Below are 23196 nucleotides of genomic sequence, written 5' to 3' on the forward strand. Positions count from 1 at the left end.
AAAATAGCTAGGTCTGCTGGCCTAGCTTTTGGTTCAAAGTAGAGAAAGGAATATCATGGCAAATCATTTCCGTACGGATCGTGTGGGCATGGAAATCAAACGTGAAGTCAACGAGATTTTGCAAAAGAAAGTCCGTGATCCGCGTGTCCAAGGCGTGACCATCACAGATGTTCAGATGCTGGGTGATTTGTCTGTTGCCAAGGTTTACTACACCATTTTGAGTAACCTTGCTTCGGATAATCAAAAAGTCCAAATTGGACTTGAAAAAGCAACTGGTACCATCAAACGTGAACTTGGTCGCAATTTGAAATTGTACAAAATCCCAGATTTGACCTTCGTCAAAGACGAGTCCATCGAGTATGGAAACAAGATTGACGAGATGCTACGCAATCTGGATAAAAACTAAGAAAGAGGGGAAACCCTCTTTTTTGGTGGGGAAATGGCTACAAAACATGCTGGCGGAATCTTTCCAGAGTTAGACATTATTAAAAAGCTTTATAAAATTTAGCTTGTATGATATTATAGGAAATGAAAGAGTGAGATAAAACGATTTTTCAGCGATAGCCAGCAAGGCTGGTATCGTTAATATTTTGAAAGTGTAGTTAAACGAGGGAAGATAATATGGGACTCATAAAAACTCTAGCTAAAACTTACGGGAATTACTTTTTGACCATGCAAGGTGTAAAAGTAATGAAAACGATAAAGAAAGATGATAATGCCGTTGTCGGTCTGGGGAAACTCTTTATTGCAGACAAGTTAATGGATACGGCTCGGTGGCTCATCAAGCCAGAGGATAAGAAATAACTTAAAAATGAAAGAAACTAGCAGGAACTTCACGAGTCTACTGAAAAAGTCATCAACTTGATGGCTTTTTTGTTATACTAGAGATGAGGTGAAATAATGCTTGATAATCAGTTAACTATGGATGTCAGTCCTTATTCTAGTTTGTATGATATCGTAGTTCCTAAAACCCACTTTTTACGTCAGCTAACTGAACTCTGTGATTTTAGCTTTATTTATGATGAACTAGAAAAGAATTATCGTCCCGATTTTGGGCGTAAAGCTTATTCACCGATTATGATGTTCAAATATCTCTTGTTAAAAGATATTTATAAGTTATCAGATGTAGATGTGGTAGGACGTTCCTTGTCAGATATGGCCTTTAAATTTTTTCTTGGTCTAGCTCCTGAAGATTCTGTTATCGAGCCATCCTCTCTGACAAAATTTAGAAAGCTAAGAATTAAAGATGACAAACTGCTTGATGTATTGATTCAGAAGTCTGTTCAAATTGCACTCGAACACAACTTGATTAAGAGTAAGATTCTCATTGTGGATGCCACTCACACCAAAGCTCATTATAATCATAAGAAACCCCAAGAAATTCTTAGAGAGCGTTCAAAAGCTTTACGTAAAACAATTTATCAACATTCAGAAGATATCAAAATAGAATTTCCAAAGAAACCTCAAGAAGATAACCTCAAAGCAGAGTTGACCTATACAGAGGAGTTAATGGCTGTGGTTGAAAAACACGAGGAACTCTTAGCCCTACCGGCTGTTTCTCAAAAGTTCAATTACCTAAGAGAGGCTGTCGAGGACGACTTAGAACATTTGGAAGCTTCTGTTAAGGAGGAGGCTAGGCTCGGACATAAGACAGCCGACAGCTCTTTCTATGGATATAAAAGTCATATCGCTATGACGGATGAACGGATTATTACTGCTTGTGTGGTCACTTCTGGCGAACAAAACGATGGGAAATATTTACCTGAATTATATGCCAAAACAAAGGAAAATAGTCTGGACATCGAGACTATTATTGGTGATGCGGCTTATTCAGGAAAGGACAACATTCAACTAGCGCGCAAAGAAAAGATTCATTTGGTTTCAAAACTGAATCCTTCTGTTTCAAAAGGTTACCGTAAAGAAGAGGATGCGTTTGAATTTAATAAAGATGCAGGGCTATTTGTCTGTCCAGAAGGACACATGGCTGTTCGCAAAGCAAGGACAGGGAAAAAATATCAAAATAAGAATCAAGTTGTCACTCATTACTTTGACATTGAGAAGTGCAAGAGTTGCCTTTCCAAGGAAGGATGTTATAAGGAGGGGGCAAAGTCTAAAACTTATTCAATAGCCATTAAGAGTGACGACCATCTTTTCCAGAAGAAATTTCAGGAAACACCTTATTTTAAAGAAATGGCCAGACATCGCTATAAAATCGAAGCAAAGAATGCCGAACTAAAACAGAGACATGGCTTTGATGTCGCGAGAGCATCGGGTCTTTTCAGCATGGAGTTACAGGCAGCAACAACCATCTTCGTGGTCAATATGAAACGAATTATGGCCTTAATAAATACAAAATAACCGAGGAACTCGCTCAAATTAACGAGAGATTCCTCGGTTTTCATTTCATTAAAAGTAAGAGACTTATTTTTTCAGTGGCCTCGAACTTCACTGCTAGTTTTTTAATCTCTTTCCTTGTGGTATAATAAAAGCAGTAAAATCATTTTAGAACATACAATGGAGGTCGTCATGGACAATATCATCGATGTGTCAATTCCTGTTGCAGAAGTGGTGGATAAGCATCCAGAAGTCTTGGAAATTCTAGTCGAGCTTGGTTTTAAACCTCTTGCCAATCCCTTAATGCGCAATACAGTTGGTCGTAAAGTATCACTTAAACAGGGTTCTAAGCTGGAAGGAACCCCTATGGACAAGATTGTCCGCACACTGGAAGCGAATGGCTACGAAGTGGTTGGATTAGACTAATGGCAGATGAAAGGATTCATGTCCTACGGGATATTTTGTTAGAATTGCATAATGGCGCCTCTCCTGAGTCGGTTCAGGAGCTCTTTGATGCGACCTTTACAGGTGTTTCAGCCATCGAGATTTCCCTCATGGAGCACGAGCTGATGAACTCGGACTCGGGCGTCACTTTTGAAGATGTCATGGAACTCTGTGATGTCCATGCCAATCTTTTTAAAAATGCTATTAAAGGTGTCGAAGTAGAGGATACCGAGCATCCAGGTCACCCAGTTCGTGTCTTCAAGGATGAAAATCTGGCCCTCCGTGCTGCCTTGATTCGCATTCGAAGATTGTTAGATACCTATGAGTCTATGGAAGATGAAGAAATGCTGGCGGAGATGCGCAAGGGTTTGGTCCGTCAAATGGGTCTTGTGGGACAATTTGACATCCATTACCAACGTAAAGAAGAACTCTTCTTTCCTATCATGGAGCGTTATGGGCACGATTCGCCTCCTAAGGTCATGTGGGGAGTGGATGATCAGATCAGGGAACTCTTTCAAACAGCTATAGCGGAAGCCAAATCACTACCTGAAGTGTCGATTAGTATTGTAAAAGAAATTTTTGAAGCCTTTGCGACAGAGTTTGAAAGTATGATTCTCAAGGAAGAGTCCATCCTTCTCATGATTCTCCTTGAGTCCTTTACTCAGGATGACTGGCTTCAGATTGCGGAGGAGAGCGATGCTTATGGTTATGCCATCATCCGTCCGTCTGAGAAATGGGTGCCAGAAAGACAGAGCTTTGTTGAGGAAGATAGTGCAGGGGAGCCTGTGCAGCTAGATACGGCAGAAGGTCAAGTTCAGCAAGTTATCGATACGCCAGAAGGCCAGTTCACCATTACCTTTACCCCTAAGGAAAAGGAAGCAGTGCTGGACCGCCATAGTCAACAGACTTTTGGGAATGGCTATCTTTCAGTCGAGCAGGCCAATCTCATCCTCAATCATCTCCCCATGGAGATTACCTTTGTCAATAAAGACGATATTTTCCAGTATTACAATGACAATACTTCAGCTGATGAGATGATTTTCAAACGGACGCCGTCCCAAGTCGGACGCAATGTTGAACTCTGCCATCCACCTAAGTACTTGGACAAGGTCAAGACTATCATGAAGGGGCTTCGTGAGGGAAGAAAAGACAAGTATGAAATGTGGTTCAAGTCTGAGTCGCGAGGTAAGTTTGTCCACATCACCTACGCTGCAGTGCACGATGAAAACGGAGAATTCCAAGGTGTGCTGGAATACGTTCAGGATATCCAGTCCTACCGTGAGATTGACACGGACTATTTCCGTGGATTAGAATAAGGAGAAAAAATGAGTTACGAACAAGAATTTATGAAGGAATTTGAAGCCTGGGTCAATACCCAGATCATGATCAACGACATGGCGCACAAGGAAAGTCAAAAAGTCTACGAAGAAGACCAAGACGAGCGTGCCAAAGATGCCATGATTCGCTACGAAAGCCGCTTGGATGCTTATCAGTTCTTGCTTGGAAAATTTGAAAATTTCAAAGCAGGCAAAGGATTCCATGATTTGCCAGAAGGCTTGTTTGGTGAGAGAAATTATTAAACGAGATAGATTCTTGATTTTTTACTAAAATCTTGATAGAATATTTATATTAAATCCTTGTCAGAGCAGGGGTTTTTTATTGAAAGGATTTTATCATGTCAAAGAAACTCAATCGTAAAAAACAATTACGAAATAGCCTCCGTCGTGCCGGTGCCTTTTCAAGTACTGTGACTAAGGTTGTAGAAGAGACAAAAAAAGTCGTGAAACGTGCAGAACAGTCAGCAAGCGAAGCTGGTAAGGCTGTTTCTAAAAAAGTTGAACAAGCAGTAGAAGCTACTAAAGAGCAAGCTCAAAAAGTAGCCAATTCTGTAGAAGATTTTGCAGCAAACTTGGGTGGGCTTCCACTTGATCGTGCCAAAACTTTCTATGATGAAGGAATCAAGTCTGCTTCAGATTTCAAAAAATGGACTGAAAAAGAACTCCTTGCCTTGAAAGGAATCGGCCCAGCTACCATCAAGAAATTGAAGGAAAATGGTATCAAGTTCAAGTAATTTTTCTTGTGCCTTGCATTTCCGAAAAAATCTTGCTACAATAGAGCCATTAGAGGTGTTTTGAATCCCACATTTTACAGAAAGTGGCGGTGCTGAGAAGTCCACAAATGTGTCAAAACTAGTTGCTAATGGATGAAAAATTGAAATAAAAGTGTCTTTTTGTTTTAAAGACGAGAGTTGCGGGCAACTGCCCGAAATTGGGTGGTACCGCGGATAAATACATTCGTCCCTGTCATGTAGATGGCAGGGATTTTCTTTTGCGTCTTAGTAAAAGGAGGTTGTTATGAAGCAATCTTTTAAAACAAGTAAACTCTATTATGGTTTTCCTATCTTCATTTTGGGGTATCAAGATCAGAATTTTGGACACAATATTACGACCTGTAGCTCCTCTTATAGCTTGGGAGATTGGCTAGTCATTGGTGTCGGAGCTGAAGAAAATGCAGCTGAGCAGATTAAGCATTATCAACAGTTTACCGTGAATATCCCTGATGAAAATCTCATGCTCGAGATGGAGCAGGCTGGTTTTATCAGTCATCGAGAGAAATTGAAACACCTGGGGCTAGACTACGAGATTTCTGAACAGACTCAGTCTCCGATTTTAGAGGCCTGTCCAGTCGTATTGGACTGTCAGGTAGATCGGATTATCGAGGAAGATGGAATCTGTCATATTTTTGCCAAGATTATCGAGCGACTGATTGATCCAGATCTCTTGGATGAGAAAGGGCATTTTAAAAATGACCGTTTTTCACCGACTTACTTTATGGGGGACGGCCGTCAGCGAGTTTATCGTTATCTAGATGACCGAGTCAATCCCATGGGAAGCTTTATCAAGAAAGCGAGGAAGAAGGATGTCAAGAGCTGAATTACCAGAACGCTTGGAAACAGAACGTCTCGTTTTACGAGTCCGTACTGTGGCGGATGCTGAGGATATCTTTGACTATGCTAGTCGTCCGGAAGTCTCTTACCCAGCAGGCTTTCTACCCGTCAAGACCTTGGAAGATGAGGTTTACTATCTAGAGCATATCCTTCCCGAACGCAATCAAAAGGAAAATCTCCCAGCAGGCTATGGGATTGTCGTCAAAGGAACCGATAAAGTCATTGGTTCTGTTGACTTCAACCATCGCCATGCGGATGATGTGCTAGAGCTTGGCTATACCTTGCATCCAGACTATTGGGGTCGAGGCTATGTACCAGAAGCAGCGTTTGCCTTGATTGACTTAGCCTTTAAAGATTTGGATCTTCACAAGATTGAGCTGACTTGTTTTGGTTATAATGTCCAAAGTCAACGAGTCGCAGAAAAACTTGGATTTACCCTCGAAGCTCGAATCCGAGACCGTAAAGATGTTCAAGGAAACCGCTGTGACAGTCTGATATATGGCTTGCTGAGGAGTGAGTGGGAGGTGATTTGATGCATCTTTTCATCATTGGTGCTCCGGCCTCAGGAAAAATGACGATTGGTCAAGAACTATCTCGACTGACGGATGCTACCCTCTTTTATAACCATCAAGCCATCGATTTTGCACTAGAAATCTATCAGGATTATACCGAGGAGATGTGGGAATTTGTTCGTGGAATTACCTTTTCTTTCCTTGGAGCAAGTGCAAGAAATCAGCGATCAGTAATTTTAACAGACGTAATTGATTTTTCAAATCAGTACCAGCTGCTGTATTTGAAGCAAATTCAGGATTTATTGGATAACTTTCATCAAGAGATTCTGTTTGTTGAGTTGGAAACAAGTCTTGAGGAGCGTTTACGTCGAAATCAAACGGAGAATCGATTAAAGTACAAACCCTTAAAACGACATATTGAGGTATCTGAAAGAGAAATTTTAGAGACCGCTGAAACACTTCAATTAAATTCCCAACATCAACCGAATGAGTTGCACCACTACCTTAAAATAAATAATACGAGTTTGACTGCAAAAGAAGCTGCTAAGCAAATTCAAAATAAAATGAACAAAATAGAGAAAGGACAAACACATGTCTAAAGAACTTTCACCTAAATACAATCCAGCCGAAGTGGAGGCTGGTCGTTATCAAAAATGGCTTGATGCGGATGTTTTCAAGCCTTCAGGCGATCAAAAGGCTAAGCCTTATTCAATCGTCATTCCACCACCAAACGTAACTGGTAAGCTTCACCTTGGTCACGCTTGGGATACGACTTTGCAGGATATTATCATCCGTCAAAAACGCATGCAAGGTTTTGATACGCTTTGGCTTCCGGGGATGGACCACGCGGGGATTGCCACTCAGGCTAAAGTTGAGGAGCGCTTGCGTGGTGAGGGCATCAGCCGATATGACCTGGGTCGTGAAAAATTCTTGGAAAAAGTCTGGGAATGGAAAGACGAATATGCCACTACCATCAAGGAACAATGGGGCAAGATGGGGCTCTCTGTAGACTACTCTCGCGAGCGTTTCACTCTTGACGAAGGCTTGTCGAAAGCCGTTCGCAAGGTCTTTGTGGACCTTTACAAGAAAGGCTGGATCTACCGTGGTGAGTTTATCATCAACTGGGACCCAGCAGCTCGCACAGCCCTTTCTGATATTGAGGTGATTCACAAGGATGTCGAAGGTGCCTTCTACCACATGAATTACATGCTGGAAGACGGTTCACGCGCCCTTGAAGTTGCCACAACTCGTCCTGAGACTATGTTTGGGGACGTTGCCGTTGCGGTCAATCCAGAAGACCCACGCTACAAGGACTTGATTGGTCAAAACGTCATCCTTCCAATCGCTAATAAACTAATCCCAATCGTTGGGGATGAGCATGCAGATCCTGAGTTTGGTACTGGTGTTGTTAAAATCACACCTGCTCACGATCCAAACGACTTCTTGGTTGGTCAACGCCACAACTTGCCACAAGTCAATGTTATGAACGATGACGGAACTATGAATGACTTGGCTTTCGAATTTGCAGGCATGGACCGTTTTGAAGCTCGTAAGGCAGTCGTTGCTAAGCTGGAAGAAATCGGTGCCCTCGTTAAAATCGAAAAACGTGTCCACAGCGTTGGTCACTCAGAGCGTACAGGTGTAGTGGTTGAGCCACGCTTGTCTACTCAATGGTTTGTGAAGATGGACCAATTGGCTAAGAATGCCATTGCCAACCAAGACACAGAGGACAAGGTTGAATTCTACCCACCTCGTTTCAACGATACCTTCCTCCAATGGATGGAAAATGTCCACGACTGGGTAATCTCTCGTCAGCTTTGGTGGGGTCACCAAATCCCTGCTTGGTACAATGCTGAGGGTGAAATGTACGTCGGTGAAGAAGCTCCAGAAGGTGACGGATGGACTCAGGACGAAGACGTCTTGGATACGTGGTTCAGTTCTGCCCTCTGGCCATTCTCAACCATGGGCTGGCCTGATGTCGACTCAGCAGATTTCAAACGTTACTTCCCAACATCAACTCTGGTAACAGGTTATGACATCATCTTCTTCTGGGTGTCTCGTATGATCTTCCAATCTTTGGAATTCACTGGTCGTCAGCCATTCCAAAACGTGCTTATTCACGGTCTCATTCGTGACGAGCAAGGACGCAAGATGTCTAAATCTCTTGGTAACGGGATTGACCCAATGGATGTTATCGAGAAATATGGTGCCGATGCCCTTCGCTGGTTCCTTTCAAACGGTTCTGCACCAGGTCAAGACGTGCGCTTCTCTTACGAGAAAATGGATGCTTCATGGAACTTCATTAACAAGATCTGGAACATCTCTCGCTACATCCTCATGAACAATGAAGGTTTGACCCTTGAGCAAGCAACTGCCAATGTCGAAAAAGTGGTCAACAAGGAAGCTGGAAATGTCACAGACCGCTGGATTCTCCACAACCTCAATGAAACCATCGGCAAAGCTACTGCCAACTTTGACAAGTTTGAATTTGGTGTGGCTGGGCACATCCTCTACAACTTCATCTGGGATGAGTTCGCGGACTGGTACGTTGAGTTGACCAAGGAAGTCCTTTACAGCGATAATGAAGAAGAGAAAGTCATCACACGTTCTGTCCTTCTTTATACTTTGGACAAGATCCTTCGCCTTCTCCACCCAATCATGCCATTCGTGACAGAGGAAATCTTTGGACAAATCTCAGAAGGCTCTATCGTGACAGCAGAATACCCAACTGTCAACCCAGCCTTTGAAGACCTTGTTGCCCACACTGGTGTGGAAAGCCTCAAAGACTTGATTCGTGCCGTTCGTAATGCGCGTGCTGAAGTAAACGTAGCTCCAAGCAAGCCTATCACCATCCTTGTTAAGACTAGCGATAGTGACTTGGAAGCCTTCTTTAACAGCAATGTCAACTACATCAAACGCTTCACAAATCCAGAACACTTGGAAATCGCATCAACCATCCCTGCACCTGAACTCGCTATGTCAAGCGTCATCACAGGAGCAGAAATCTACCTGCCGCTCGCAGACCTTCTTAATGTCGAAGAAGAGCTAGCTCGTCTCGACAAGGAACTCGCTAAATGGCAAAAAGAACTGGACATGGTCGGCAAGAAGCTCTCTAACGAACGCTTCGTAGCCAATGCCAAACCAGAAGTCGTCCAAAAAGAACGCGACAAACAAGCCGACTACCAAGCTAAATACGATGCGACCGTAGCACGTATTGATGAGATGAAGAAGTTGGTGAAATAAACATAGAAACACGGTGATGAGCCGTGTTTTTTTGGTATAATAGTCTTACTAGAGTTTAAAAAGGATAAATTATGATTAATGTAATTGATTTATTTTCTGGGGCTGGAGGTTTAACCTTTGGTTTTCAGAAAAAAATTGAAAATAATGTTTTTGTTTCTAGAGAAGATTTTAATATTCGATTTGCTAATGAGTTTAATTCTGATGCTGCTGAAGCATTTAGACAAAATTATCCAAAGATTACCATGATAGAAGATGATATTGCGAATATTGATAAATTATTTTTGAAGAAAAATGGAATCAATTTTAAAGGAGTTGATTTAGTTATAGGTGGTCCACCATGTCAATCATTTAGCACGGTTGGCAAGAGACAGTATGATAAGAGAGCAAAAATGTACCGTGAATATAGAAGGATACTTTCATTTATCCAACCTAAAATGTTTGTTTTTGAAAATGTTTATGGTTTGTTAACCATGAAAAACGAGCAAAATGGACCAATTATTCGAAATGTAAAAGAAAGTTTTAAAGATTTATCTAGCTTTGGAGATGTTCATGGATATAAAGTTTATACAAAATTACTTAATGCTAAGGATTACGGTGTTCCACAAAATAGAGAACGCGTCTTTTTGATTGGTGTAAGAAATGATTTAAATATTGAGTTTGAATGGAGTTTTCCAGAAAAGTGTACTTCTGAAAATCCCTTCAATTTAAGAGATGCTATTGGAGATTTACCTAGTTTAGGAAATAATGACAGAGCGGACCAATATGTGGAAGATCCACAAACAGATTATCAAATTTTAATGAGAGGTAATCAAGATCAATTATTTAATCATGTAAGTCGTAATCATGGACAAAGATTGCAGAAAATTATGGCTGTACTTAAGGAAGGACAAGGTAAGAATGATATAAATAGAATGGTAGAAGATGGATTGTTAGATAGAGAACTATATTTAACCTCAGGATATCGTAATACTTATGGTCGATTGTGGTGGGATAGACCTTCAACAACCATAACAAATAATTTATCAACACCATCTTCCTTACGGTGCATTCATCCTAGTCAAAATAGAGCTTTGACTGCAAGGGAAGGTGCAAGAATACAGTCTTTTCCAGATAATTATAAGTTTGTCGGAGGTCTACAAGCAATTAATACCCAGATTGGAAATGCTGTTCCTCCAATTTTAAGTATTCATTTAGCTAATAGAATAAAAGATTTCTTTGAAGAAAATAATTTGTAAAAAGGAATTAATATGTCAGAAAAAAATACAATACAATTCAATTTTTCATACTATGCTTTGAATTTACTTGGTAAACAAATGTATACTAATAGATGGAGTGCTATTTCTGAACTTGTAGCAAATGGATTAGATGCTGGTGCAACAAATGTAAAATTATATATTAATTCTATTAATAAGAAAAAATCTATTTTGGAAATAATAGATAATGGAAGTGGCATGTCTTATAATGACTTAGCTACAAAATATGCATTAATAGGCAGGAATAAGCGTTTGTCTGAAAATGAATTGTCAGATAAAATTAAAGGACGCAAGGGGATAGGTAAACTAGCTACGTTATTTCTATCTAAAAAGTACTATATTGTTTCAAAAAAAGCGGGTGTCACAACTGCATGGATGTTAGATTCAACTGATAAAAATGATAATGATGTTCCAGAGTTAATAAGAGTAAATGCTTCGGAAGTTGGAATTGAAAATAGAGAATTATGGGAACAATATGATACAGGAACTCTTGTTAAATTAGTAGATGTGAATATGTCAGGATTTGCTGAGACAAAATTCGAATCTTTAAAACTTCGCTTGGCTGATTACTATCTTTTAGATAATATTAATGCTGGGATAGAAGTTGCCTATATAACAGATTCTCGGCAAAGAAGAACATTTGAAAAAGTAGAGAAAAAAATAGCGTTCAAAAACTTTTTTGCCTTTTTTGAAAATGATTTAGAAAATAATTTATCCAATAAGTTATCGAAAAGTGTACTAATTCCAAATAGCAAATATCCTGAGTTTAGGACCAAACGTAGGGATGTTGTCAAATTTTCAAAAGAAGATTTTAAAAATATAGAAGGTAGAGAAAGGTTCATAACTACTTCTGGAAAATCTAAGTTTTTTCCTTATGAATTAAAAGGTTGGATTGGTATCCATTCGACAATAAATACAAATGAGGCTAGGCAAAATGATCCAAATTTTGTAAAAAATGATGTTCACAAACCTAACAGGTTGAAATTATATGTCCGTGATAAGTTAGCAGTGGAAAATTTTCTTGAGTATTTAGATAATACTCAAGCTATGAGAGTCTATTTAGAAGGAGAAATATCCTTCGATATCTTGGATAATGATGAACTTGAAGATATTTCAACATCCTCTCGTGAAGGATTTTCAAGAGAAGATGAACGAGTTAAGCTACTAATTAATATTTTGAAACCAATTATTAGTAAGTTAATTAGTGAAAGAAATAAAATTGCTACGCAAATTAGTGCTGAAGATCGCATGGAAGATGAAAGAAAACTTGAAATAGAGAGGGAAGAAAGAAGGAAAGAAAGAGAGGCTCGACGACAGGAAGAAAGAGAAAAAAGAATAGCTGAACAAAAGGTTGAGATACTGGAACAAAAAAATGAACACTTGATAGAAACAAATGATCAATTAGAAACACAAAATACCCTTCAAAAAGTAATGTTACAAGAAAAAGATCCAGAAAAACAGGAATTATTTGTTCATGAATTAAATACAATTAGCGATAACTTAGTTTATACAATTAGTGATTTAGCTGAAGATTTTCGAAAAACTAATGAATATGATAGAGTCAGTGAATATATTATTGATTTTAAAAGAAGTGCGGATCGTCTTAGTACTATAAAAAGACAGTTTTTGAAATTAGGTACTTATGATTTAATAGGTAAGCAACTAATTGATATTAAGTCATATTTAAAGAGCTATCTTAAGGTTAGTCCACATAGAAACAGGATTATTGATGAGATAGGTCCTGGAGAATATGGAAAAGAAATAGATGTTTTTGAGTTTGCAATTTTAGTAGACAATTTAATTTCAAATGCTATTGATAACGGTGCAACCTTTATAAAGTGTTCTTTTTTAGATAATGAAAATAAATTTGTTATTAGCTCAGACACAGCACCAATAAAGATAGAACCTATTGAAAAGATATTTGACCTAGGAATCAGTTCAAAAAATTTTGGAACAGGTGTCGGATTATATTTGGTTAAAGAAATTTGTGACGAGTACAACTGGGAAATATATGTATCGCAAGATGCATTAACTGTTAATTTTGAAATAAAAATGGGGTAACTGAAATTGAGAAATGAAGTGAGAGTAATTTGGCTAGAAGATTCTATAACTGGTGCGAATAGAAGGTCTCATCAGGGAAGAGTTGAAGCGGTAGAACAACATATACAATCTAAGGGATACCAACCTATTATCAAAGTTGTTACTAATATTAGTGAAGCAAAAGACTTATTGACGACAAGAGGTGGGGAACAACGATATGACTTTTTTATTTCTGACTTTGATTTAGGGGGAGGAGTAGATGCTGAAAAGGGTTTAGATTATTTAGTTGAAGTGAGAAAATCAAAAAATTATAAGCGTTTTTTTGTATTATATTCTCGAAATGAGTATTCAACAATATCTCAAAAAGTTGTTGAAAAATTGCAAGATGAGAATAATATTAACCTTTTTACTAATTTTTCATTTATATCTATTGCGGTAGATGATAAGAATTCGGTTGAAGATGTTAAACAGAAATTTAAAGATTCTATAGATATTGGATTAGCTAGATGGGACGAATTAAACGCTATTCGAGGAATGTATATGTGTGAACATGCTGAGATCGAATATCATTTAAGAGAAAAAGGGATAGCTGGCAAGTATGATGAACAGATAGGTTATTTTTGTACAAAAGAGAATATTCCTCAAGATATTCATACATTGTGGAATGAACAAAGAAAGATTCGAAACGCTTTAGCACATGTTAGGGAAGCATTTGATCATAGAAAAAAATGCTTCTATATTGTATCTAATGAAGATCCCAGGATAAAAATATTTGAAAATGATTTAGATACACACAGAAGTAAGTTAAGAGATTTGAGAGAGAAACTAGATTTATAGAAGTAGGAAGCTGTATAACAAACTTAGTCAATTTGCTTCTATATCTCCACCTCACGATGCCATCGGCTGGGTAGCAAAGAAATAAAAGTCCGTTTTAGACTAATTTCCACTTCGGTTAGGCAAGTGGAAGTTACTGTGAGAAGTTACCCAGTTCAAATCAACTAACTTTCTTCCCCTTAACCTTTGACTATTCTGCAAAATTATCGTAAAATAAAGAGTAAATGATAAAATGAGGTCAGAGTCTGTTCGCTCTGGCGATAGTAATATAAATGAGGAGAAACGCTTTGGAATTAGAAGTATTTGCTGGACAAGAAAAAAGTGAACTATCTATGATTGAGGTAGCGCGTGCTATCTTGGAACTTCGTGGTCGCGACCATGAGATGCATTTTAGCGATCTTGTAAACGAAATTCAAAACTACCTTGGAACATCAAACAGCGATATCCGTGAAGCTTTGCCTTTGTTCTACACAGAGTTGAACTTTGACGGTAGCTTCATCTCACTTGGAGACAACAAATGGGGTCTTCGTTCATGGTATGGTGTGGACGAAATCGACGAAGAAATCATTGCTCTTGAAGAAAATGACGACGATGAAGTAGCACCAAAAGCTAAGAAAAAACGCGTCAATGCCTTCATGGATGGCGATTCAGATGCTATTGACTACAATGCAGATGATCCAGAAGATGAAGATGCATACGAAGCTGATCCAGCACTTTCATACGATGATGAAAATCCAGATGATGAGAAAAATGAAGTGGAAGCTTACGATGCAGAAATCAACGAAATCGCCCCAGATGACTTGGGTGAAGACGTGGATCTCAACGAAGAAGACGATGAGTTTTCAGACGATGATTCTGAAAACGTCGAGGAATAAAAGTTAGCTATTGACAATTATCCTATTTTTAGGTATCATATTGTTCGGGCACCTCTTTTAGAGGTCGGGGCTCCCTAGTTCTTAGGGAGCTATTTTTGTTTTTCAAGAAGGTATCTTCTTGTATTTTGGTTGTGAATCTGGTGCAGTCGTTCCAGATTATTCTTATTAGTAGGGTCTTGTTTTCTATGTCCCCTCGTAGTTGACAAGACCTTGAGCATTTTAGAAAGAGGAATCTATGTCAACGAAATATATTTTTGTAACTGGTGGTGTGGTATCGTCTATTGGGAAAGGGATTGTCGCAGCGAGTCTGGGCCGTCTCTTGAAAAATCGTGGTCTCAAAGTAACCATTCAAAAATTTGACCCTTATATCAATATTGATCCGGGAACTATGAGCCCTTACCAGCACGGAGAAGTCTTTGTGACAGATGATGGAGCTGAGACAGATTTGGACTTGGGCCACTATGAACGTTTCATCGATATCAATCTCAACAAATATTCCAACGTGACAACTGGTAAAATTTACAGTGAAGTTCTTCGTAAGGAACGTCGTGGAGAATACCTTGGGGCAACTGTTCAGGTTATCCCTCATATCACAGATGCTTTGAAAGAAAAAATCAAGCGTGCCGCTCTAACGACTGATTCTGATGTCATTATTACAGAGGTGGGTGGAACAGTAGGAGATATCGAGTCCTTGCCATTCTTAGAGGCTCTTCGTCAGATGAAGGCAGATGTGGGGGCGGATAATGTTATGTACATCCATACAACCTTGCTTCCTTATCTCAAGGCTGCTGGTGAAATGAAGACCAAACCAACTCAACACTCTGTAAAAGAATTGCGTGGATTGGGAATCCAGCCAAATATGTTGGTTATTCGTACAGAAGAGCCAGCTGGTCAAGGAATTAAAAATAAACTGGCCCAGTTCTGTGATGTGGCACCAGAAGCCGTTATCGAATCGTTGGATGTTGAACACCTTTACCAAATTCCATTGAACTTGCAGGCACAAGGTATGGATCAAATTGTCTGTGACCATTTGAAATTAGACGCACCAGTAGCAGATATGACAGAATGGTCAGCCATGGTGGACAAGGTCATGAACCTCAAGAAACAAGTTAAGATTTCCCTTGTTGGTAAGTATGTGGAGTTGCAAGATGCTTATATCTCAGTGGTCGAAGCCTTGAAACACTCTGGTTATGCCAATGACGCAGAAGTTAAAATCAATTGGATCAATGCCAATGATGTGACAGCAGAGAATGTGGCGGAACTCTTGTCTGATGCGGACGGAATCATCGTACCAGGTGGTTTTGGCCAACGTGGTACTGAAGGGAAAATTCAAGCCATTCGCTATGCGCGTGAGAATGATGTTCCAATGTTGGGAGTCTGCTTGGGAATGCAGTTGACATGTATCGAGTTTGCTCGTCACGTTTTGGGACTTGAAGGTGCTAATTCTGCAGAGCTTGCACCAGAAACAAAATACCCTATCATTGATATCATGCGTGATCAGATTGATGTTGAGGATATGGGGGGAACCCTTCGCTTGGGACTTTATCCATCTAAGTTGAAACGTGGCTCTAAGGCAGCGGCTGCTTATCACAATCAAGAAGTGGTGCAACGTCGTCACCGTCACCGCTATGAGTTTAACAACGCCTTCCGTGATCAGTTTGAAGCAGCAGGCTTTGTCTTCTCAGGTGTTTCTCCAGACAATCGTTTGGTAGAAATCGTGGAAATTCCAGAAAATAAATTCTTTGTAGCTTGTCAGTATCACCCTGAACTGTCAAGCCGTCCAAATCGTCCAGAAGAACTCTACACTGCCTTTGTGACTGCAGCAGTTGAGAACAGTAATTAGCAAGACCAAAACCTTTGAGAACAATCTCAGAGGTTTTTTGCTTGCATATTTAGGATATGAGTTGCAAAATAAAAACATAGTGATATAATTAACATAACAACGACTAAGGAGGAACTACAATGAAAAAAATCACATTATTTGGTTTGTCTCTAGCTGGTCTAGCTTTACTGGCTTTTCCTCATTCAGGGCAGGCATTTGAACTTAAAGAAGAATGGGTTGTTAAGTGTGGAGTACAGTATCAAGATGGCAAGATTCTTCGGTTTAATAATGGTCATGAAGTGGATATTAAAGTCTTGGATTTGCCAAAAACCGAGAAAATCGAGTGGACGGTCAGTCTCAATGGTCAAGATCAGACAGTCAATTTTCTAGGCCAAGAAAAGGACAAGTCTATGATTGGTGTCGAGGGACGTTACCTGAATTTCTATGTTCCATATGGCTATAGAGGAGATATCAAGGTAGAAGCCAAGAGCGGAAGCGAAGTGAAGACCTGGTCAACGAAAGTTGTGGATGATATTCATAATGATAGTGGAAAGAGAGGCTACTATCGTATTGAAGAATCAAATGATCAATACACTTACCTCGGTGCTAAATGGGATTATCAAACCAAGACTTACACTGCTACATTACCAGAGACTGTCAATGGTCAAAAAGTCTTTGCTTGGGCAGACTATGGCAATGGCGAGTTGAAGCTTGAAAAACTAAAAATTATCAGTCGTAAATATGATGGAGGATCTTTCAAAGAACTTTATCCGATTGTAAAAGCCGAAAGCTGGCTAAAATCAAACCAAAACTGGTACTATCAAAAACAAGGTCAATTAGTGCAGAAGGATTGGGTTAAGGACAAGGGAACTTGGTACTTTATGAATGATCAAGGAGTCATGTTCAATCAAACTTGGCTTTATCAAGGTAGCAACTGGTATGCCTTTAAATCATCAGGAGCTATGATTGCGAGTTACTGGCTTTACGACCAAGGCAAGTGGTACTACTTATCAACTTCAGGAGCCATGAAAGCAAGCACTTGGGTTTATGATAAGGGAGAATGGTATTATGTAAGTTCTTCTGGTGCCATGCTTGCGAATGATTGGATCAAAGACAATGGTAAGTGGTATTATCTAGCTTCATCAGGTAAGATGCTTCGCAATACCTACACCCCTGATGGTTACTATGTAGATGCCAGTGGTGCTTGGAAATAAGAATAAGAAGTCCTTTTCCTTTAAGGAAGAGGCTTTTTACTTGCTTTTCTGCTGCTTCCTCATTTGTCCTGAAGCGTTTTTTGTGTTAAAATGAATGGTATGAAAGCTAAAAAAATGTGGATGGCGGGTCTGGCTCTGCTAGGTATTGGAAGCCTTGCCCTTGCTACGAAAAAAGTTGCAGATGACCGTAAGCTCATGAAGACTCAGGAAGAGTTGACAGCGATTGTGCGAGACCATTTTTCATATATGGGAGAAATTGCGACCCTCTATGTTCAAGTTTATGAAAGCAGTCTGGAGAGCTTGGTTGGTGGCGTCATTTTTGAGGATGGCCGTCATTATACCTTTGTCTATGAAAATGAAGACCTAGTCTATGAGGAGGAAGTCTTATGATACAACCAGCAAGTTTAGAAGAATTGGCATCTTTAGTAGAAAAAGATGGTAAGAAAGTCTTCCTTTTTGTGGCGGACTGGTGTGGCGATTGTCGTTATATTTATCCTGCCTTGCCAGAAATTGAGGAGACCAATCCAGAGTTCACCTTTATTCGGGTGGACCGGGACCAGTACATGGATTTGGCCAAACTCTGGGATGTTTACGGGATTCCTAGCCTTGTTGTTCTAGAAAAGGACAAGGAAATCGGCCGTTTTGTCAATCGCGACCGTAAAAGTAAGGAACAAATTAACGATTTTTTGGCAGGACTGAAATAGGAGAAAATAGAAACAATGATTTTTACATATAACAAAGAACATGTCGGTGATGTCCTTATGGTCATCGTGAAAAACAGCGCAGATGCCAAACTGGATATGGAACGCAAAGGAAATGTAGCCCGTGTTTTTCTAAAAGATACTGGGGAAACAGTAGCTTGGAATATTTTCGAAGTTTCAAGTTTGTTTGAAATTGCAGAGCGAGGTCAAGTCTTTTTGACAGATGAGCAAGTCGCTCGTTTGAACCAAGAATTGCAGGCAGAAGGCTTTGCAGAAGAAATTGTTAATGACAAGGAACCTAAGTTTGTTGTTGGTGAGATTGTCGAGATGGTAGCTCATCCAGATAGTGACCACCTCAACATCTGCCAAGTTGCAGTCGCAAGTGACAAGACAGTGCAAATCGTTGCAGGGGCTCCTAATGCGCGTGTTGGGTTGAAAACCATTGTAGCTCTTCCAGGAGCAATGATGCCAAAAGGCAATCTCATTTTTCCAGGCGAGCTTCGTGGCGAAAAGAGTTTTGGCATGATGTGTAGTCCTCGTGAATTGCATCTGCCAAATGCTCCGCAAAAACGTGGTGTTATTGAATTATCAGAAGATCAAGTTGTCGGAACACCATTTGACCCAGCCAAACACTGGACTGCCTAAGAAGTTGTTAATATCTGATAGACCAGATAGAAGGAAATAAGATGGCAAAAAATGTAGTGATTACAGGAGCGACATCAGGCATTGGTGAAGCGATTGCGCGTGCTTATCTGGAGCAGGGGGAGAATGTCGTTCTAACAGGACGACGGACAGACAGACTAGAAGCCCTCAAATCGGAGTTTGTAGCAACCTATCCAAATCAAACAGTTTGGACCTTTCCACTAGATGTCACGGATATGACGATGGTCAAGACTGTCTGCTCTGATATTCTAGAAACGATAGAGCAGATTGATATATTGGTCAATAACGCTGGACTAGCTCTTGGCTTGGCACCCTATCAGGACTATGAAGAGTTGGATATGCTGACCATGTTGGATACCAATGTCAAAGGTTTGATGGCGGTTACTCGCTGTTTCTTGCCAACAATGGTAAAAGCCAATCAAGGTCATATTATCAATATGGGGTCAACTGCAGGAATCTATGCTTATGCGGGTGCTGCTGTTTACTCAGCCACCAAGGCAGCGGTTAAGACCTTTTCAGATGGACTGCGAATTGATACCATTGCAACGGATATCAAGGTGACAACCATTCAGCCTGGAATTGTTGAAACAGATTTTTCTACAGTGCGTTTTCATGGTGACAAAGAGCGGGCTGCGACGGTCTATCAGGGAATTGAGGCCTTGCAAGCTCAGGATGTTGCAGACACAGTAGTCTATGTGACCAGTCAACCTCGTCGTGTGCAGATTACAGATATGACCATTATGGCCAATCAACAGGCGACAGGTTTCATGGTTCATAAAAAATAAAAAATTTTCTCGAAAAGTTACAAATTTCTGTAACTTTTTTTGATTTCCTACGAATAGATAAGTAGGAGGAAGAAAATATGTATAATAAAGTTATTATGATTGGACGTTTAACGTCTACACCAGAATTGCACAAAACCAACAATGACAAGTCAGTTGCGCGAGCAACCATTGCTGTGAATCGTCGTTACAAAGACCAAAATGGTGAACGCGAAGCGGATTTTGTTAATATGGTTTTATGGGGAAGACTAGCAGAAACATTGGCAAGCTACGCAACCAAAGGCAGTCTTATTTCCGTGGATGGAGAATTGCGTACCCGTCGCTTCGAGAAAAATGGCCAGATGAACTATGTGACCGAGGTACTTGTGACAGGATTCCAACTCTTGGAAAGCCGAGCCCAACGTGCCATGCGAGAAAATAACGCAGGACAGGATTTGGCAGATCTAGTCTTGGAAGAGGAAGAATTGCCATTTTAAGCATTGAAAAGTCTGAGTTGGTCTCAGGCTTTTTATCTTGAGAAAGTCAGACTTTTTTCTTGACTATTTCTGACCAAGTGATACAATAGAACTATGAATTAGCACTCAAGTGCAAAGAGTGCTAATAATATCTATCTCATTATGGAGGAAATCAGATGTTGAAACCATTAGGAGACCGTGTGGTCTTGAAAATCGAAGAAAAAGAACAAACTGTTGGAGGATTTGTCCTTGCAGGTTCAGCCCAAGAAAAAACAAAAACAGCTCAAGTTGTAGCTACTGGACAAGGGGTTCGTACCTTAAACGGTGATTTGGTGGCTCCAAGTGTCAAGCCTGGCGACCGTGTCTTAGTTGAAGCCCATGCAGGTATTGATGTCAAAGATGGCGATGAGAAGTACATCATCGTTGGCGAAGCGAACATTTTGGCTATCATTGAAGAATAGAAGGAGAAAGTAAGTATGTCAAAAGAAATTAAATTTTCATCTGATGCTCGTTCAGCTATGGTTCGTGGTGTCGATATCCTTGCAGACACTGTTAAAGTAACCTTAGGACCAAAAGGTCGTAACGTTGTTCTTGAAAAATCATTCGGTTCACCTTTGATTACCAATGATGGTGTGACCATTGCCAAAGAAATCGAGTTGGAAGATCATTTTGAAAATATGGGTGCCAAATTGGTATCAGAAGTAGCTTCAAAAACCAATGATATCGCAGGTGACGGGACTACAACTGCAACTGTTTTGACCCAAGCGATCGTCCGCGAAGGAATCAAAAACGTCACAGCAGGCGCAAATCCAATCGGCATTCGTCGTGGAATTGAAATAGCAGTTGCTGCAGCAGTAGAAGCCTTGAAAAACAATGCCATCCCAGTTGCTAATAAAGAAGCCATCGCTCAGGTTGCTGCCGTGTCTTCTCGTTCTGAAAAAGTTGGTGAGTACATCTCTGAAGCCATGGAAAAAGTTGGCAAAGATGGAGTCATCACTATCGAAGAGTCACGTGGTATGGAAACAGAACTTGAAGTTGTGGAAGGTATGCAGTTTGACCGTGGTTACCTTTCACAGTACATGGTAACAGATAGCGAAAAAATGGTAGCTGACCTTGAAAATCCATACATTTTGATTACCGATAAGAAGATCTCAAATATCCAAGAAATCTTGCCACTCCTAGAAAGTATTCTCCAAAGCAATCGTCCACTCTTAATTATTGCGGATGATGTGGATGGCGAAGCTCTTCCAACTCTTGTTTTGAACAAGATTCGTGGAACTTTCAACGTAGTAGCTGTTAAGGCACCTGGATTTGGTGACCGTCGCAAAGCCATGCTTGAAGACATTGCCATCTTGACAGGCGGAACAGTTATCACAGAAGACCTTGGTCTTGAGTTGAAAGATGCGACAATTGAAGCTCTTGGTCAAGCAGCGAGAGTAACTGTGGACAAAGATAGCACTGTTATCGTAGAAGGTGCTGGAAATCCTGAAGCGATTTCTCACCGTGTTGCGGTTATCAAGTCTCAAATCGAAACCACAACTTCTGAATTTGACCGTGAAAAATTGCAAGAACGCTTGGCGAAATTGTCAGGTGGTGTAGCGGTTATTAAGGTCGGAGCTGCAACTGAGACTGAGTTGAAAGAAATGAAACTCCGCATCGAAGATGCCCTCAACGCTACTCGTGCAGCCGTTGAAGAAGGTATCGTTGCAGGTGGTGGAACAGCCCTTGTAAATGTTATCCCAGCCGTGGCTGATTTGGAATTGATAGGAGACGAAGCAACGGGTCGCAATATTGTTCTTCGTGCTTTGGAAGAACCTGTTCGTCAGATCGCCCACAATGCAGGATTTGAAGGATCTATCGTTATCGATCGTTTGAAAAATGCCGAACTTGGTACAGGTTTCAACGCAGCAACTGGCGAATGGGTCAACATGATTGATCAAGGGATTATCGACCCAGTTAAAGTGAGCCGTTCAGCCCTACAAAATGCAGCATCTGTAGCCAGCTTGATTTTGACAACAGAAGCAGTCGTAGCTAATAAACCAGAACCAGCAGCCCCAGCTCCAGCAATGGATCCAAGCATGATGGGCGGCATGATGTAAGTTTTCTATAGAAAACAACTTATAAAAAACAAAAGGAGGGAATGCCTATTCCTCCTTTTTATGCTATTCACTTCTAAATAGATTTGAGCTCTCCTAATTTATATGATAAAATAAGACTAGAAAAAGGAGAAGAACATGATCGATGTAGAAGAAATTCTGAGCAAGATGAACCCCAATCAGAAGATTAATTATGACCGTGTCATGCAGAAGATGGTACAAGTATGGGAGAAAAATGAGCAACGGCCAACTATTCTCATGCATGTTTGCTGTGCCCCTTGCAGTACCTATACTCTAGAATATTTGACTAAGTATGCAGACGTGACCATTTATTTTGCCAATTCTAATATCCATCCCAAGGCAGAATACCATAAGCGTGCCTATGTGACTAAAAAGTTTGTCAGTGATTTCAATGAGCGAACTGGCAATAACGTTCAATATCTAGAAGCTCCTTATGAACCTAACGAATATCGTAAACTGGTTCGAGGTTTGGAAGAGGAGCCTGAAGGTGGCGACCGTTGTAAGGTTTGCTTTGACTACCGACTGGATAAGACGGCGCAAGTGGCTATGGACTTGGGCTTTGACTACTTTGGCTCAGCCTTGACCATCAGTCCTCATAAGAATTCTCAAACCATTAATAGTATCGGAATCGATGTGCAAAAAATTTATACAACCCACTATCTTCCAAGTGATTTCAAGAAAAATCAAGGCTACAAACGTTCGGTAGAGATGTGTGAAGAGTATGATATCTATCGTCAATGTTATTGTGGATGCGTCTATGCAGCCCAGGCTCAGAATATTGATTTGGTTCAGGTTAAGAAAGATGCCACAGTTTTCTTGCTGGATAAGGATGTTGAAAAAGACTATTCCCATATCAAATTTACAGTTACAAAATTAGATATATAGGCTCTTTGTCAACTGTAGTGGGTTGAATAAAAGCTAAAACCGAGAAAGGACAAATTTCGTCCTTTCTTTTTTGAT

The 23196-nt window shown here is 40.2% G+C and carries 25 protein-coding genes; all 25 read left to right on the forward strand.

The window, feature by feature from the left end; translation table 11 throughout:
• Nucleotides 1–55 precede the first annotated feature (55 nt).
• The 25 genes from rbfA to QP439_RS06025 all read left to right on the forward strand — a co-directional run bounded on the left by rbfA (nucleotide 56) and on the right by QP439_RS06025 (nucleotide 23121).
• Nucleotides 56–406, forward strand: a complete 351-nt coding sequence (gene rbfA, locus QP439_RS05905; RefSeq protein ID WP_001273603.1) for a 30S ribosome-binding factor RbfA — start codon at nucleotides 56–58, stop codon at nucleotides 404–406.
• Between the two features lie 215 nt (nucleotides 407–621).
• Nucleotides 622–804, forward strand: a complete 183-nt coding sequence (locus tag QP439_RS05910; RefSeq protein WP_285388630.1) for a hypothetical protein — start codon at nucleotides 622–624, stop codon at nucleotides 802–804.
• Between the two features lie 96 nt (nucleotides 805–900).
• On the forward strand, nucleotides 901–2358 hold the full coding sequence (locus QP439_RS05915; RefSeq protein ID WP_084927090.1) for an IS1182 family transposase: 1458 nt from the start codon (nucleotides 901–903) through the stop codon (nucleotides 2356–2358).
• A 168-nt stretch (nucleotides 2359–2526) separates the two neighbouring features.
• Nucleotides 2527–2760 (forward strand): DUF1858 domain-containing protein, encoded by a 234-nt coding sequence (locus tag QP439_RS05920; protein ID WP_000368740.1) that lies wholly within the window; start codon nucleotides 2527–2529, stop codon nucleotides 2758–2760.
• The gene (locus QP439_RS05925) at nucleotides 2760–4094 is read left to right on the forward strand and encodes a DUF438 domain-containing protein (RefSeq protein WP_143952473.1); all 1335 of its coding nucleotides are present in this window, start codon (nucleotides 2760–2762) and stop codon (nucleotides 4092–4094) included. Before QP439_RS05920 ends, QP439_RS05925 begins: the two co-directional genes overlap by 1 nt.
• A 9-nt stretch (nucleotides 4095–4103) precedes the next feature.
• Nucleotides 4104–4358 carry a DUF1912 family protein gene (locus tag QP439_RS05930; RefSeq protein ID WP_000119707.1) on the forward strand — a complete coding sequence of 85 codons (255 nt, stop codon included), beginning with the start codon at nucleotides 4104–4106 and terminating at the stop codon, nucleotides 4356–4358.
• 95 nt (nucleotides 4359–4453) lie between these two features.
• Nucleotides 4454–4849, forward strand: a complete 396-nt coding sequence (locus QP439_RS05935; protein ID WP_285388644.1) for a helicase — start codon at nucleotides 4454–4456, stop codon at nucleotides 4847–4849.
• A 283-nt stretch (nucleotides 4850–5132) separates the two neighbouring features.
• Nucleotides 5133–5711, forward strand: coding sequence for a flavin reductase family protein (locus tag QP439_RS05940; protein WP_285388646.1), 579 nt, complete (start codon nucleotides 5133–5135; stop codon nucleotides 5709–5711).
• A complete protein-coding gene (locus QP439_RS05945; RefSeq protein WP_285388648.1) occupies nucleotides 5698–6258 on the forward strand; it encodes a GNAT family N-acetyltransferase in 561 nt (186 codons plus the stop codon). The genes QP439_RS05940 and QP439_RS05945 overlap by 14 nt, the downstream gene beginning before the upstream one ends.
• Entirely contained in the window at nucleotides 6258–6836 is a 579-nt protein-coding gene (locus QP439_RS05950; RefSeq protein WP_084927041.1) for an ATP-binding protein, read from the forward strand. Before QP439_RS05945 ends, QP439_RS05950 begins: the two co-directional genes overlap by 1 nt.
• Complete coding sequence (locus tag QP439_RS05955) at nucleotides 6829–9480, forward strand: valine--tRNA ligase (protein WP_084927042.1); 2652 nt, start codon at nucleotides 6829–6831, stop codon at nucleotides 9478–9480. Before QP439_RS05950 ends, QP439_RS05955 begins: the two co-directional genes overlap by 8 nt.
• Nucleotides 9481–9551: 71 nt before the next feature.
• Nucleotides 9552–10715 (forward strand): DNA cytosine methyltransferase, encoded by a 1164-nt coding sequence (locus tag QP439_RS05960; protein ID WP_084927043.1) that lies wholly within the window; start codon nucleotides 9552–9554, stop codon nucleotides 10713–10715.
• Nucleotides 10716–10727: 12 nt separating this feature from the next.
• On the forward strand, nucleotides 10728–12794 hold the full coding sequence (locus QP439_RS05965; protein WP_084927044.1) for an ATP-binding protein: 2067 nt from the start codon (nucleotides 10728–10730) through the stop codon (nucleotides 12792–12794).
• Nucleotides 12795–12812: 18 nt separating this feature from the next.
• Complete coding sequence (locus QP439_RS05970) at nucleotides 12813–13610, forward strand: hypothetical protein (protein WP_261446817.1); 798 nt, start codon at nucleotides 12813–12815, stop codon at nucleotides 13608–13610.
• 284 nt (nucleotides 13611–13894) lie between these two features.
• The gene (gene rpoE, locus QP439_RS05975; RefSeq protein ID WP_042750234.1) at nucleotides 13895–14482 is read left to right on the forward strand and encodes a DNA-directed RNA polymerase subunit delta; all 588 of its coding nucleotides are present in this window, start codon (nucleotides 13895–13897) and stop codon (nucleotides 14480–14482) included.
• 235 nt (nucleotides 14483–14717) lie between these two features.
• Nucleotides 14718–16325: a CTP synthase gene (pyrG, locus tag QP439_RS05980; RefSeq protein ID WP_261032666.1), complete on the forward strand. Its 1608-nt coding sequence runs from the start codon at nucleotides 14718–14720 to the stop codon at nucleotides 16323–16325.
• Nucleotides 16326–16444: 119 nt separating this feature from the next.
• Entirely contained in the window at nucleotides 16445–17518 is a 1074-nt protein-coding gene (locus tag QP439_RS05985) for an N-acetylmuramoyl-L-alanine amidase family protein (RefSeq protein ID WP_285388658.1), read from the forward strand.
• 90 nt (nucleotides 17519–17608) lie between these two features.
• On the forward strand, nucleotides 17609–17908 hold the full coding sequence (locus QP439_RS05990) for a DUF4651 domain-containing protein (protein WP_285388660.1): 300 nt from the start codon (nucleotides 17609–17611) through the stop codon (nucleotides 17906–17908).
• A complete protein-coding gene (locus tag QP439_RS05995) occupies nucleotides 17905–18222 on the forward strand; it encodes a thioredoxin family protein (RefSeq protein WP_172928074.1) in 318 nt (105 codons plus the stop codon). The genes QP439_RS05990 and QP439_RS05995 overlap by 4 nt, the downstream gene beginning before the upstream one ends.
• Nucleotides 18223–18237: 15 nt before the next feature.
• Complete coding sequence (ytpR, locus tag QP439_RS06000; protein WP_285388664.1) at nucleotides 18238–18864, forward strand: YtpR family tRNA-binding protein; 627 nt, start codon at nucleotides 18238–18240, stop codon at nucleotides 18862–18864.
• 41 nt (nucleotides 18865–18905) lie between these two features.
• Nucleotides 18906–19667: an SDR family NAD(P)-dependent oxidoreductase gene (locus QP439_RS06005; protein WP_285388667.1), complete on the forward strand. Its 762-nt coding sequence runs from the start codon at nucleotides 18906–18908 to the stop codon at nucleotides 19665–19667.
• A gap of 77 nt (nucleotides 19668–19744) precedes the next feature.
• Nucleotides 19745–20140, forward strand: coding sequence for a single-stranded DNA-binding protein (locus QP439_RS06010; protein ID WP_000282467.1), 396 nt, complete (start codon nucleotides 19745–19747; stop codon nucleotides 20138–20140).
• 155 nt (nucleotides 20141–20295) lie between these two features.
• Nucleotides 20296–20580: a co-chaperone GroES gene (gene groES, locus QP439_RS06015; protein ID WP_000917326.1), complete on the forward strand. Its 285-nt coding sequence runs from the start codon at nucleotides 20296–20298 to the stop codon at nucleotides 20578–20580.
• Nucleotides 20581–20595: 15 nt separating this feature from the next.
• Nucleotides 20596–22218: a chaperonin GroEL gene (gene groL, locus QP439_RS06020; protein WP_285388676.1), complete on the forward strand. Its 1623-nt coding sequence runs from the start codon at nucleotides 20596–20598 to the stop codon at nucleotides 22216–22218.
• Nucleotides 22219–22353: 135 nt separating this feature from the next.
• Nucleotides 22354–23121 carry an epoxyqueuosine reductase QueH gene (locus tag QP439_RS06025; RefSeq protein WP_261065734.1) on the forward strand — a complete coding sequence of 256 codons (768 nt, stop codon included), beginning with the start codon at nucleotides 22354–22356 and terminating at the stop codon, nucleotides 23119–23121.
• Nucleotides 23122–23196: the final 75 nt, after the last annotated feature.

It is taken from the genome of Streptococcus sp. UMB1203 (assembly GCF_030217725.1).
Taxonomy (GTDB): domain Bacteria; phylum Bacillota; class Bacilli; order Lactobacillales; family Streptococcaceae; genus Streptococcus.